Raw genomic sequence first — 12,309 nt, forward strand, 5'->3', positions numbered from 1 at the left:
GGCCCTATTCCTCGATCGGCGCGTAGCGGATGCGGCGCTCGATCGCCTCCGCTGCCTCGGCCTCGGCTCCGCGCGCCTCGCGGATGTGCCGCAGCAGCTCGAACAGCACCTCCTGCACGCCCTGGCCGGTGGCGCCGGACAGCAGCATCACCGGCTTCTTCGCCGAGCGGCGCAGCTTGGTGCGCTTTAACTCCAGCTCCTCCGGCGTCAGCGCGTCGATCTTGTTCAGGGCCACGATCTCCGGCTTCTCGGCAAGGCCGCCGCCATAGAGCCGCAGTTCCCGCCGGATGGTGCGGTAGGCGAGCTGGACATCCTCCTGCGTGCCGTCCACCAGATGCAGCAGCACACGGGTGCGCTCGACATGGCCCAGGAACCGGGTGCCGATGCCGCGCCCCTCGTGCGCGCCCTCGATCAGGCCGGGGATGTCGGCCAGGACGAACTCCTCCTCCCCCGCCTGCACGACGCCCAGGTTCGGGGTCAGCGTCGTGAAGGGGTAATCGGCGATCTTCGGCCGGGCGCGGCTGACGGCGGCCAGGAAGGTGCTCTTGCCGGCATTGGGCAGGCCGACCAGCCCGGCGTCGGCGATCAGCTTCAGGCGCAGCCAGACCCAGCGCTCCTCCCCCGGCCAGCCGGGGGTGAAGTGGCGCGGCGCGCGGTTGGTGGAGCTCTTGTAGTGCTCGTTGCCGAAGCCGCCGTCCCCGCCCTTCAGCAGCACGATCCGCTGGCCGACCTCCGTCATGTCGGCCAGCACCGTCTCCTGGTCGTCGTCCAGCACCTGGGTGCCGACCGGCACCCGCAGCACCGCGTCCTCGCCCTTGGCACCGGAGCGCGACCGGCCCATGCCATGGCCGCCGCGCTTGGCCTTGAAGTGCTGCTGGTAGCGGTAGTCGATCAGGGTGTTGAGGCCGTCCACCGCCTCGATGATCACGTCGCCGCCACGGCCGCCGTTGCCGCCGTCGGGCCCGCCGAACTCGATGAACTTCTCACGCCGGAAGGCGACGGCACCGGGACCGCCGTCGCCGCTCTTCAGGTAGATCTTGCACTGGTCGAGGAACTTCATGGTCGGGACTTTCGGGACGCGCGGACAGCGGAACCGGACGGGGCCACCGCCCCAGCATAGCGCAGGCCCGGCCGGAGGGGAGACGGCCCGGGCGGAAAAGAGGGGCGGGACCGGTAGGGGCGACAGGGACCGGGGTACGCCGTCGGCAGTCCGGGCGGCCTGCCCCACCGACGTGACGCGCCCCGCAAACGCAGATCGGGGGAACGGTTGCCCGCTCCCCCGACCGCAAGTCCCGTGATCCCCGAGGGGGACAGGCGTTACTCGGCGGCGACCGCCGGAACAGCCTCGTCCGCCATAGGAACGATGGAGACGAAGGTCCGACCCTTGAGGCCGGTGTGGAACTTCACGGTGCCGTCGGTGGTGGCGAAGATCGTGTGATCCTTGCCCAGGCCGACATTGGCGCCCGGATGGTACTTGGTGCCGCGCTGGCGGATGATGATGTTGCCCGACAGCACCTGCTCGCCGCCGAACCGCTTCACGCCCAGACGACGGCCCGCACTGTCGCGGCCGTTGCGGGAGCTACCGCCTGCCTTTTTATGTGCCATGGATTGGGACTCCTGCTTTCCTGGACGGCGGTCAGGCCTGGATGCCGGTGATGCGCAGCACCGTCAGGTCCTGGCGGTGGCCGTTCTTGCGGCGGTAGTTCTGGCGCCGCTTCTTCTTGAAGATGATGATCTTCGGGCCGCGCGACTGGGCCACGACCTCGGCCGTGACGGCAGCGCCCTGAACCACCGGGGTGCCGATGGTGGTCTTGCCGGCGTCGCTGACCATCAGCACGTCGTCGAGCGTGACGGTGGCGCCGGCATCGGCGACCAGCTTCTCGACCTTGATCACGTCGCCGTTGGCGACCTTGTACTGCTTGCCGCCGGTGCGGATGACTGCGAACATTGTGCCCACCACTGATCGGATCAGGTGCCTGACCGATCACCCGTGACCGGCGGCCGCCTTCCATAAATACGAACGACCGGGCTCCCCTGCCGGCAGGCAGCGGTCCGACCCGTTTCCAGAGGGGGCGGACTATAACGTCCCCCGCCGCCTTGTCAACGTCGATCCACGGGCCGATCCGCAGGTTCGATCCACCGGCCCGATCCATGGAACCGATACAGGCCCCGGGCGTCCGCCCTATGCCGGTTGCAGCAGCGACTGCGGCGCCAGCGAATGGACCCGGAGCTGGCGGGCCGGCACGGCGTCCTGCGCCGCCTCCACGACATAGCGATGGTGGGTGAACAGGATGACCTGCGTCCGCCGCCCCAGTTCGGCCAGGGCCCGGATGCCCGGTGCCGTCCGCTCCTCGTCGCTGGTGATGAAGAGGTCGTCCGCGATGAAGGGCAGCGGCTCCCGGTTCTCGATGTAGCGCTCCACCGACGCGATCCGCAGGGCCAGATAGAGCTGGTCCCGCGTCCCCTCGCTGAGCCCCGTCACCGGCACCCGGCGGCCGTCGCGGCGGTGGGCGATCGGCACCGGATGGGCCTCGTCGGCATAGTCCACCGACAGCCGGACGATGGGGTCGTCCCCGGTCCCGGCCACCGCCGCGAAGATCGCGCTCGCCCGGCTGATGAGCGGATGCTCGTTCTCCCGCCGGTAGCGCTCGATGGCGCGGTTGAGCAGGATTCCGGCCGTGCGGGTGCGCAGCCACTGTTCGACCAGCGCCCCGATCTCCGCCGCGGCGTTGTTCATCTCCCCCGCGGCGTCGGCGGCCCCTTCGCTCTTCTCCAGGGTCCGCTGCTCGGCCCTGGCGGTCGCCAGCTCCTGCACCGCGGCCTCCAGCTCCGCCTGGAGGCGCGTGATCTCCGGCTCCAGGCGCTGGCGTTCCGCCATCGCGGCATCAAGATCGACGGTGGCGGCCTCGGCGCGGAGCATCGCCCCGTCCAGCCCGTCCCCCGCCTCCAGCAGCCGGCCGGCCAGATCGGCGATCTCCCGGCGCAGGCGGCGGCGCTCCGCGGCGGCGCGGGTCGCCGCGATCACGTCCAGCGCCGCGTCCAGCCCGTGCCGCTCGCGCAGGGCGACGACGGCGTCGTCGGCGTCGCGCGCCGCCAGCTCGGCCTTGCCCGCCTCGTCCTCCGCCGTGGCGAGCCGGCTCCGCGCCTCCGCGATCCGGATGCCCAGGTCCCGGTTCTCGGCCAGCCGCTTCTGGATCAGCGGGACCAGCTCGGTCGGGTCCGCCGCCGGGTCGATGTCGCCGGCGGCCCCGCCCAGGTCGCGCAGCAGGGCGGCGACACGGGCGCGGTAGGCATCCGTCGCCTCCTGCATCTGGTCGCGCCGGTGGCGCTGTTCCGCCTGCCCCTTCTCCTCCAGCGCCACCTGCTGCCAGAGCGCCAGCGCCGCTTCGGCCTCCTCCGCCGTGGCCGCGGGCGACAGGCCGAGCCGCGGCGCGGCCTCGGCCCAGCGCGCCATCCAGTCCGCCAACCGGCGTTGCACCGCCTCCAGGGCGCCGCGGCGCTCGGTCTCTTCCGTCCGGGCGTCGGCCAGTGCCTTGCGCGCGGCGGCCGCCTCCGTCCAGGCCGCCTTCGCCCGGCCGACCGCGGCCTTCACGGCGTCGCGCAGTTCCGGCGTCGTCAGCCGCCCGGCGTCGGGCAGGGACAGCCGGTCGGCCAGGGCCAGCAGCCCGCGGCGCAGCGCCTCCTCCGCGCCGCGCCGCGTCGCCAGGGCCGCTTCCGCCCTGCGGACGGCGCCCAGCCGCTCGACCGCGGCCTGCCGCCGCTCCAGCCAGCCCTTCATGTCGTCGGGCGAGCCGGGGCTGAGGCCCGCCGGCCGCCACGCCGCCTCCCACTCGGCGGTCCAGGCGGCCAGGGCGTCCCCGGCTTCCGTCACGGCGGCGGTGGCCTTCCGCAGCTCCGCCTCCGTCCTCTCCAGCCGGCCGCGGAGCTGCCTGTCCCGCTCCACCCGCGCGGCCTCGCGCTCCTTGCGGTCCACCAGACCGTCGGCGTGGCGCACCGTCGCCTCATAGGCGTCCGCCAGCGGCGTGCCGGCGCGGAAGGCGTCGATCTCCTCCGCGGCGACCGGCGCCCCCTCGACATGGCGGCGGCGGATCAGCCGCCAGCCGGTGTCCCGCCGCTCCCGCGCGGCGGCGACGGCCGCCTCCGTCGGCACCTCGCCGTCGGCCCGGAGCGTCCGCAGGTCGAGCGCGATGCCGTCCAGCTCGGCCTGGAGCCGGGCGCGGGTCTCCTCCAGCTCGTCCCGTCGGCGGGTGAGCGCACTCCGGCGCGCCTCGAACTGGTGGAGGGACTCCACCGACGGCACGGGCAGCGCCAGCAGCGCCTCCGGCTGCCAGCCGCCGCGGCCCACGGCCAGCAGGGCGTCCGCCAGTTCGCGGCGGGCCAGATCGAGGGCGGCGTCCGCCTCCCGCAGCGGGGCCCAGACATCGCCCATCTCCCGCAGCCGCTCGAACCCCGCCTCCAGGTCGGCCGGGTCGGCCGGCGTTCCGGCCGCCTCCAGGGCCGCCGTGGCGCGGGCCGTCCGGCGTTCCGCCTCGCGCAGTTCCTCTGCCGCGTTCCTGTGGTCGGCGTCCAGGGTGGTGCGCCCGGTGCGCAGCGTCTGGATGCGGGCCACCGTCGCCGCGTCCGGCATGAGCGTGGCGACGCTGCCGGGGTCGCGGCCGGGCAGCCCCAGCCGGCGCAGCAGGTCGGCGATCCGCTCCCCGCCGGCGGCGAGGTCGCGCTTCCGGTTCGGGATCGACTCCATGAAGCTGCGGTACTCGCCCAGGCCGGAGACCAGGTCGTTGATCGTCTTCTCGTGCTGCGCCCACGGCCCGATGCCGCCCAGCGCGTCGAGCGCGGCCTTCGCGGCGTCGCGGTTCTCCCGCCGGGCGCGGAACTGGTCGGCCCGGGCCCGCTGCGTCTCCAGCGCCTGGCGCCACTCGGCCTCGAACCCGTCGTCGAGGTCGGGGCCGTCCCCCAGCGTGCCGAGCAGCGCCTCCAGCGCCTCCAACCGGCGCAGCAGGGGCAGCACGCGGCACAGGCGCTCGATCCGGTTGCGCTCGGCCTGGAGGGCGGAGAGATCCGTGGCGATGCGGTCGCGCCGGGCCTGCGCCTCCTCGGCCGCGCGGACCGCCTTCGTCCAGTCCTCTGTCCGCAGCCCGTCGTTGCGGCAGCGCCGCTGCGCCTCCTCGAAACGGGCAAGGGCGGCGAAATAGGGCTTCTTCGCGGAGGCGCGGGCGTTGGGGGCACCGATCTCGTCGGCGGCGGCCTTCAGCGCCTCCGCCACGGCGGAGAGGCCCGCCGTGCCGCTGCCCGCCTCGAACAGGCTGCGGCCGATGTCGCCCCGGGCGTCGAGCATGGCGTCGCCGCCCTCGCGCAGGCGGCGGTGGTCCAGGCCGAACAGCCGCTCGAACTCCTCCCGCGTCGTGCCGCCCAGGAACGGGGCCAGCACCGCCTCCGGCAGGGCGGTGCCGTCGGCGGACAGGATGGTGTCGCCCCGCCCTTTGCGCCGGCGGAAGGCGAAGGAGCGGCCGTCCCGGTTCACCAGGGTGGCGCCGATCCGCAGGCTGCCGGTGTCGTGGCGGAAGGCGTAGTCGGTCGTGTGCCCGAAGCCGAACAGCAGGTCGTAGATCGCCTGCAAGGTCGTGGACTTGCCGGCCTCGTTCGGGCCGTGGACGACGTGCAGCAGCACGTCGGACCCGGAGAGGTCCAGCTCCCTGTCCTCGAAGTGGCCGTAACGCTCCAGAACAAGCCTGTCGATCCGCACCGCCGCCTCCCTACCGCGACCCGTCCAGCAGATGGTGCAGCAGCGTGGCCGCCGCCCCCTCCAGCACCGTGGCCAGACGCCCGTCGTCCAGCTCCTCCAGCCCGACCAGCCGGCGCGCGGGCGGCGGCACCTTCGCCAGCGCCTGCTCCAGGTCCTGGCGCAGCTCGGCCATCTCCTGCGGATCGGCCTTGATGGCCTCGACCGTGCGCAGCAGCTCCGCGAAGGCGTCGGCCGAGGGGGGGCCGTCGCGGCCGGGCTCCGCCGTCTCCACGACGACGCGCTCGATCCAGACATCGCCGGCCCGCTCGGCCAGGGCGGCGCATTCCGCGCGGATGCGCTCCAGGTCGCCGGCGATCGCGCGGTGCGCCGCGGTGCGGCCGGAGAGCGTCAGCCGGACGGCCAGGGCCCGGCCGTCCGCCGCCTCCAGCTCCGTCTCCAGCCCCGTGCCGATCCGCCCGCAGGCGTCGTCGAAACTGTCGCAGCCCGTCAGGTCCAGCGCCACGCGGGCCCAGCGCACCACGTCGGCCGTGACAGGCTCCGCCGACCGGATGGACTGCCCCTCCGCCGTGACCAGGGTGAAGCCCTTGGCCCCCGTCTCGTTGGCGTGGCGGCCCTGGAGATTGCCGGGATAGACCACCCACGGGTTCCGCGACACCACCTCGCGCCCGTGGACATGGCCGAGCGCCCAGTAGTCGTAGCCGCGGGCGGCCAGATCGCGCAGGGCGCAGGGCGCGTAGGGCGCATGCCCGGGCCGACCGTCCAGCGAAGTGTGCAGCAGGCCGATGTTCAGCAGGCCGGGCCGCGGCGCCGGATAGTCCAGCGCGATGTTCTCCGGCACCGCCCGGTTCGGGAAGCTCTGGCCGTGGACGGCGACGCCCAGCCCCGGCGGCTCCCAGGTCTCGGGCCGGGAGGTGCCGAAGACATGCACGTTCGGCGGCAGGCTCAGCGCCCGGGTCACGACGCTGGCGGCGTCATGGTTGCCCTTGATGATGCCGACCGGGATGCCCGCCCCGTGCAGCCGCGCCATCTGCGAGACGAAGAAGAGGCCGGTGGAGAAGTCCCGCCAGTCGCCGTCGAACAGGTCGCCGGCGATCAGGACAAGGTCCACCCGCTCCCGCAGCGCGTGGTCGATCAGGCGTTCGAAGGCGCGGCGCGGCGCCCGGGCGAAGTCGTCGGCGCGATGCTCCGCCCGCAGGCAGAGACCCGCCAGCGGGCTGTCGAGATGGATGTCGGCCGCGTGGATGAAGCGGAGCATGGTTCAACCCTGGGCAGGCATGGCAGTCCGGCACAGCCCGCAGTCTCTGAAAAATGCCGCCCGCTGCAAGTCTTTCCTGTAGGGGCGCGGCGTGCCGCCGCCGGTCGGGGGGCTGCGTCAGTCCGTGCCCAGGGCGCGGGCGAGGCGGTCGGCGGCGGCCAGATCGCCGGGGGTGTTGACGTTGAAGAAGGGGTCGATGGCGGTCCCGGCTCCGCAATCGAGGGGGGCGAAATCGACGGGGACCACGGAACAGCGCGCCAGGAACGCCCCGACGCTGCGGACCCCGTCCCGGTGCAGGGCCAAGCACAGGTCGGGGCGGAGGACGACCGGCCAGCGCGCCAGCACGGGATGCAGCCGGGGCGGGGTCCGCCCGCTGCCGTCCGGGCGGGAACGGGCGACGGCCACCGTGCCGGGAGCCGGGGCAGCGCCAGAGGCCGCGGCAAGGCGGGCGACGAGGTCGGCCGGCAGGAACGGGCAGTCGGTGGGCACGCTCACCAGATGCGCGGCGTCAAGCCCCTGCCCGGCGATCCAGTCCAGGGCGGCGAGGATGCCGGCCAGGGGGCCGGCGCCGTCTTCATCTCCCCCCGCTGGCGCCCCGTCCACGCCGGCATCGGGGAGCACCGGCAGTCCGGCCAGCGACGGGCGGCGGCGGAAGCGTCCCGGATCGCCGTTGGCGCTCAGCACCAGCCGGTCCACCTGCGGGCCGAAGCGGGCGACGATCCGCTCCAGCATCGGGGTCCCGCCGACCGGCACCAGCCCCTTGTCGCCACCGCCCAGCCGGCGGGCCTGCCCGCCCGCCAGGATGACGCCCACCGTTCTCACGGGGGCGCGGTCCCCGCCGGGCGGTCCGCGCCCGGCACGGCACCCACCGGCCCGTCCCCGACCGGCGCCAGGGCGACCCGCAGGTCGAGGGCCTGCCGACGCAGCGCGTCCAGGCCGGGCAGGGCCTGCGCCGCCGCGTCCCGCAGCGCCGGATCGGTGGCCTGTGCGGCCAGCTTCTCCAGCGTGTTCACCTGCCGCATCAGGCCCTGGGCGCGGTCGCGCAGGAAGCCGTCCTGGAAGGCCGGGTCCTCCAGCGTGGCCAGCCGGTCCTGCACGGCACGGTCCTCCGCAAGCGGCTCCGTCGGCAGCGTGACGCCGAGCCGGCGGGCGATCTCGGCGAGGGTTCCGTTCAGCCCGGTCAGCCGCTCCCGCGCGGCCTGGGCGAGTGCCCGCAGCTCCGGCCGCGTCGTCCGGGACAGGGCAAGCTCCGCCTGCGCCAGTTCCCCCAGCCCCCGCTGGTAGGCCTGTTGCAGGTGCGTGGCGTCGAACCCGGTCGCCACGGGGCCACCCGTCGCAGGATCGGCCGCTCCGGCTCCCTGGGGGCGGGCCTGCCCGGCGGGGGCCGCCAGAGCGGCAGCGCCGGCCAGGGCGGCAGCCAGCAGCAGGGCCGGCGCCCGTCTTCCCATCCTGCCCGTCATCCGCCTCATCCCTGTCATCGTCGTTCCGCCCCTGACGGCTTCCTATCCGGCCAAACGCTGCCGGCCGCGTGACGGCCCGGCCGCCTGAACAGGCGGCGGGGACAAATTCCGGTGCCGGGGGAACGCCAGGAACCAAATGCGCCGCCCCAGGTTGGCAGGACAGAGGCTGCCGTTCACCGACCGGGGCGCGCCGAGGGGGGCACGCCGAGGGGGTTCCCGCCGACGGACTCCCGCGGCGGCCGGCATCCGGCCAGATCCTCCGGTTCGCCCAGCAGGGTTGTCATGTCCCAGGCTCCTGCCCCGTCCGCGTCCGCCCAGTCCGCCCCGCCCTCTGGCCCCTCCGATGCCGACCCCGACGGCCGCGGTTCCCGCGACCGCCGCCGGGTCGAGCTGGTCGCCTTCTTCTTCCTGGCCTTCGTGATCTGGCCCTTCCTGGCGGTGGCCGTGGTCGGCGGTTACGGCTTCCTGGTCTGGATGTACCAGCTCGTCATGGGCCCGCCCGGCCCGCCGCAGGTCTAGGGGCCCCGCCATGCCCGACATCGACCTTGCGCGGCGGCGCTTCCTGCGCGGCGGCCGCCCCATCCCCGACCCCGTCCGGCCCCCCTGGTCCGTGCAGCGGGCCTTCACCGATCTCTGCACCCGCTGCGGCGCCTGCGTGGCGGCCTGCGGGCCGGGGCCGCTGACGACGGGCGACGGCGGCTTTCCGGCGATGGATTTCGGCCGCGGCGAGTGCAGCTTCTGCGCCGCCTGCGCCGAGGCCTGTCCGGAGCCGCTGTTCCTGCCGCGGACCCTGCCGCCCTGGCGGCTGCGGGCGGAGATCGGTTCCGGCTGCCTTGCCGCCGGGGGCACCTACTGCCGGAGCTGCGGCGACGCCTGTCCGGCCGGCGCCATCCGCTTCGCCGTGCGCCTGGGCGGCCGGGCCGATCCCGCGGTCGCGGCGGATGCCTGCACCGGCTGCGGCGCCTGCGTCTCCGCCTGTCCCGCCGGCGTCGTGCGGGTGGCCGCCGCAGAGGCCCTGCCCGGGGAGGCTGGCCATGGGGACTGAGGACAGCGGGGAACTCCACATCGCCAGCCTGCTGGTCCAGCGCGCCCCCGGCCATGCCGCAGCGGTGCGGGCGGGGCTGGCCGGGGTGCCGGGCGCCGAACTCCAGGTCGAGGAGGGGGCGAAGGCGATCGTGACGGTGGAGGGGGCGAGCGCCGGGGCCATCGCCGAGGCGCTGACCCGCATCCAGCTCCTGCCCGGCGTGATGTCGGCGGTGATGGTGTTCCACCACCAGGAGGTGGCGGAACGGGAAGCGGGTGCGGAAGGGGGGACGAGATGACGGGCATGCAGACGATCCCGACCGGGCTGTCCCGGCGCGACTTCATCAAGGCCCAGGCGGTGGCCACCGCCGCCGTGGCCGCCGGCATCAGCCTGCCGGCCTCGGCGCAGGCCCCGCTCGCGGTCGGGGAGGCGGCACAGCTCCGCTGGTCCAAGGCGCCCTGCCGCTTCTGCGGCACGGGCTGCGGCGTCATGGTGGGGGTCAAGGACGACCGCGTGGTCGCCACCCACGGCGACATGCAGGCCGAGGTCAACCGCGGCCTGAACTGCGTCAAGGGCTACTTCCTGTCCAAGATCATGTACGGCGCCGACCGGCTGACCACGCCGCTGCTGCGCATGCGCGACGGCCGCTACGCCAAGGACGGCGAGTTCATGCCGGTCACCTGGGACCGCGCCTTCGACGAGATGGCGCGGCAGTGGAAGCGGGTGCTCAAGGAGAAGGGGCCGAAGGCCGTCGGCATGTTCGGCAGCGGCCAGGCGACGATCTGGGAGGGCTACGCCCAGTCCAAGCTGATGCGGGCGGGCTTCCGGTCCAACAACCTGGACCCCAATGCCCGGCACTGCATGGCGTCGGCCGCGGTGGGCTTCATCCGCACCTTCGGGATGGACGAGCCCATGGGCTGCTACGACGACATCGAGCAGGCCGACGCCTTCGTGCTGTGGGGCAGCAACATGGCGGAGATGCACCCGATCCTCTGGACCCGGGTCACCGACCGCCGCCTGTCCGCCCCGCATGTGACAGTGGCCGTGCTCTCCACCTTCGAGCACCGGACCTTCGATCTGGCCGACGTGCCGATGGTCTTCCATCCCGGCACCGATCTGGCGATCCTGAACTGGATCGCCAACCACATCATCAGCACCGGCCGGATCAACAAGGACTTCGTCACCCGGCACACCACGTTCCACGAAGGTGCGACCGACATCGGCTACGGCCTGCGTCCCGAGCATGAGCTGGAGATGCGGGCGACCCATGCCCGCGAGGCCGCGGACGCCAAGCCCTGCGACCTCGCCCGCTACACCGAACTGGTCAGACCCTACACGCTGGAGCACACGGCCCGGCTGACCGGCGTGCCGAAGGAGCGCCTGCTGGCGCTGGCGGAGCTGTACGCCGACCCGAAGACCAAGGTGGTGTCCTTCTGGACCATGGGCTTCAACCAGCATGTCCGCGGCGTCTGGTGCAACCATCTGGTCACGAACATCCACCTGCTGACGGGCAAGATTTCCCAGCCCGGCAACGGCCCCTTCTCCCTGACGGGGCAGCCCAGCGCCTGCGGCACGGCGCGGGAGGTCGGCGTGTTCGCCCACCGGCTGCCCGCCGACATGGTGGTGACGGACGCCGGCCACCGGCAGCGGGCGGAGGAAATCTGGAAGATCCCCGCCGGCCTGCTGAGCGGCGAACCCGGCTACCACGCGGTCTTGCAGGACCGCATGCTGAAGGACGGCAAGCTCAACGCCTACTGGGTGATGTGCAACAACAACCTCCAGGCGGCCGCCAACACGGCCCAGGAGACCTGGCCCGGCTACCGCAACCCGGACAACTTCATCGTCGTCACCGACGCCTATCCCACGGTAACCGCCATGGCGGCCGACCTCGTGCTGCCGGCCGCCATGTGGGTGGAGAAGGAGGGCGCCTACGGCAATGCCGAGCGGCGCACCCATTTCTGGCACCAGCTCGTCCCCGCCCCCGGAGAATCCTGCTCCGACCTCTGGCAGCTCATGGAGTTCTCCCGCCGCTTCACGACGGACGAGGTGTGGCCGGAGGAGATCCTGGCCGCCAATCCCGCCTACCGCGGCCGCACGCTCTACCAGGTGCTGTTCGCCAACGGGGAGACGGACCGCTATCCCCTGTCGGACATCGCGGCGGGCTATGCCAACCACGAGTCCGAGCATTTCGGCTTCTATGTCCAGAAGGGGCTGTTCGAGGAATATGCCGCCTTCGGCCGGCATCACGGGCACGATCTGGCGCCCTTCGACACCTACCACGAGGTGCGCGGGCTGCGCTGGCCCGTGGTGGACGGCAAGGAGACCCGCTGGCGCTACCGCGAGGGCCTGGACCCCTACGTCCCCGCAGGCGAGGGAGTGCGCTTCTACGGCATGTCCGACGGCAAGGCCAAGATCATCAGCTACCCCTACGAGGCCCCGGCCGAATCCCCGGATGCGGAATTCGATCTCTGGCTGGTGACGGGGCGGGTGCTGGAGCACTGGCACTCCGGCTCGATGACGATGCGGGTGCCGGAACTCTACAAGGCGTTTCCCATGGCGGTGGTGTTCATGCACCCCGACGACGCGAAGGCGCGCGGCCTGCGCCGCGGCTCGGAGGTCGAGGTGGCGTCGCGCCGCGGCATGATCCGCACCCGGGTGGAGACACGGGGCCGCAACCGCCCGCCGCGCGGGGTGGTGTTCGTGCCCTGGTTCGACAGCGCGCGGCTGATCAACAAGGTGACGCTCGACGCCACGGACCCGATCAGCAAGCAGACCGACTTCAAGAAATGCGCCGTGAAGGTAGTGCCGGTGCAGGCATAGGGAGGGG

The 12,309-nt window shown here is 73.3% G+C and carries 11 protein-coding genes; 4 read left to right on the top strand and 7 right to left on the bottom strand.

The window, feature by feature from the left end; translation table 11 throughout:
• Positions 1 to 4 precede the first annotated feature (4 nt).
• The 7 genes from obgE to ACFQPS_RS00250 all read right to left on the bottom strand — a co-directional run bounded on the left by obgE (position 5) and on the right by ACFQPS_RS00250 (position 8,446).
• Complete coding sequence (obgE, locus tag ACFQPS_RS00220) at positions 5 to 1,060, bottom strand: GTPase ObgE (protein WP_377355432.1); 1,056 nt, start codon at positions 1,058 to 1,060, stop codon at positions 5 to 7.
• A 257-nt stretch (positions 1,061 to 1,317) separates the two neighbouring features.
• Positions 1,318 to 1,605, bottom strand: a complete 288-nt coding sequence (gene rpmA, locus ACFQPS_RS00225; protein WP_377355433.1) for a 50S ribosomal protein L27 — start codon at positions 1,603 to 1,605, stop codon at positions 1,318 to 1,320.
• Between the two features lie 31 nt (positions 1,606 to 1,636).
• Complete coding sequence (gene rplU / locus ACFQPS_RS00230; protein ID WP_012565679.1) at positions 1,637 to 1,948, bottom strand: 50S ribosomal protein L21; 312 nt, start codon at positions 1,946 to 1,948, stop codon at positions 1,637 to 1,639.
• Positions 1,949 to 2,182: 234 nt separating this feature from the next.
• Positions 2,183 to 5,743, bottom strand: coding sequence for an AAA family ATPase (locus ACFQPS_RS00235; protein WP_377355435.1), 3,561 nt, complete (start codon positions 5,741 to 5,743; stop codon positions 2,183 to 2,185).
• Between the two features lie 10 nt (positions 5,744 to 5,753).
• Positions 5,754 to 6,998 carry a metallophosphoesterase family protein gene (locus tag ACFQPS_RS00240; RefSeq protein WP_377355436.1) on the bottom strand — a complete coding sequence of 415 codons (1,245 nt, stop codon included), beginning with the start codon at positions 6,996 to 6,998 and terminating at the stop codon, positions 5,754 to 5,756.
• Positions 6,999 to 7,115: 117 nt separating this feature from the next.
• Positions 7,116 to 7,820 carry a molybdenum cofactor guanylyltransferase MobA gene (mobA, locus tag ACFQPS_RS00245; protein WP_377355438.1) on the bottom strand — a complete coding sequence of 235 codons (705 nt, stop codon included), beginning with the start codon at positions 7,818 to 7,820 and terminating at the stop codon, positions 7,116 to 7,118.
• Entirely contained in the window at positions 7,817 to 8,446 is a 630-nt protein-coding gene (locus tag ACFQPS_RS00250; protein WP_377355440.1) for a DUF4142 domain-containing protein, read from the bottom strand. Before ACFQPS_RS00250 ends, mobA begins: the two co-directional genes overlap by 4 nt.
• Before the next feature lie 294 nt (positions 8,447 to 8,740).
• On the opposite strand from ACFQPS_RS00250, the gene napE reads away from it, so the two are divergent.
• From napE to napA, 4 genes are read left to right on the top strand one after another with little or no spacing between them, the layout of a single operon-like run.
• Complete coding sequence (gene napE, locus ACFQPS_RS00255; RefSeq protein WP_377355441.1) at positions 8,741 to 8,977, top strand: periplasmic nitrate reductase, NapE protein; 237 nt, start codon at positions 8,741 to 8,743, stop codon at positions 8,975 to 8,977.
• Between the two features lie 10 nt (positions 8,978 to 8,987).
• The gene (gene napF / locus ACFQPS_RS00260; protein ID WP_377355442.1) at positions 8,988 to 9,503 is read left to right on the top strand and encodes a ferredoxin-type protein NapF; all 516 of its coding nucleotides are present in this window, start codon (positions 8,988 to 8,990) and stop codon (positions 9,501 to 9,503) included.
• On the top strand, positions 9,493 to 9,780 hold the full coding sequence (locus ACFQPS_RS00265) for a chaperone NapD (protein ID WP_377355444.1): 288 nt from the start codon (positions 9,493 to 9,495) through the stop codon (positions 9,778 to 9,780). Before napF ends, ACFQPS_RS00265 begins: the two co-directional genes overlap by 11 nt.
• Entirely contained in the window at positions 9,777 to 12,302 is a 2,526-nt protein-coding gene (napA, locus tag ACFQPS_RS00270) for a nitrate reductase catalytic subunit NapA (protein ID WP_377355445.1), read from the top strand. The genes ACFQPS_RS00265 and napA overlap by 4 nt, the downstream gene beginning before the upstream one ends.
• Positions 12,303 to 12,309: the final 7 nt, after the last annotated feature.

The organism is Rhodocista pekingensis, from assembly GCF_042665545.1.
GTDB classification, from domain to species: domain Bacteria; phylum Pseudomonadota; class Alphaproteobacteria; order Azospirillales; family Azospirillaceae; genus Rhodocista; species Rhodocista pekingensis.

Bases quoted from the DNA above. Each gene is read 5' to 3' on its own strand.
- ACFQPS_RS00250 (WP_377355440.1), bottom strand. From the start codon at position 8,446: ATGGGAAGACGGGCGCCGGCCCTGCTGCTGGCTGCCGCCCTGGCCGGC.
- rplU (WP_012565679.1), bottom strand. From the start codon at position 1,948: ATGTTCGCAGTCATCCGCACCGGCGGCAAGCAGTACAAGGTCGCCAAC.
- ACFQPS_RS00240 (WP_377355436.1), bottom strand. From the start codon at position 6,998: ATGCTCCGCTTCATCCACGCGGCCGACATCCATCTCGACAGCCCGCTG.
- napF (WP_377355442.1), top strand. From the start codon at position 8,988: ATGCCCGACATCGACCTTGCGCGGCGGCGCTTCCTGCGCGGCGGCCGC.
- napA (WP_377355445.1), top strand. From the start codon at position 9,777: ATGACGGGCATGCAGACGATCCCGACCGGGCTGTCCCGGCGCGACTTC.
- rpmA (WP_377355433.1), bottom strand. From the start codon at position 1,605: ATGGCACATAAAAAGGCAGGCGGTAGCTCCCGCAACGGCCGCGACAGT.
- napE (WP_377355441.1), top strand. From the start codon at position 8,741: ATGTCCCAGGCTCCTGCCCCGTCCGCGTCCGCCCAGTCCGCCCCGCCC.
- obgE (WP_377355432.1), bottom strand. From the start codon at position 1,060: ATGAAGTTCCTCGACCAGTGCAAGATCTACCTGAAGAGCGGCGACGGC.
- ACFQPS_RS00265 (WP_377355444.1), top strand. From the start codon at position 9,493: ATGGGGACTGAGGACAGCGGGGAACTCCACATCGCCAGCCTGCTGGTC.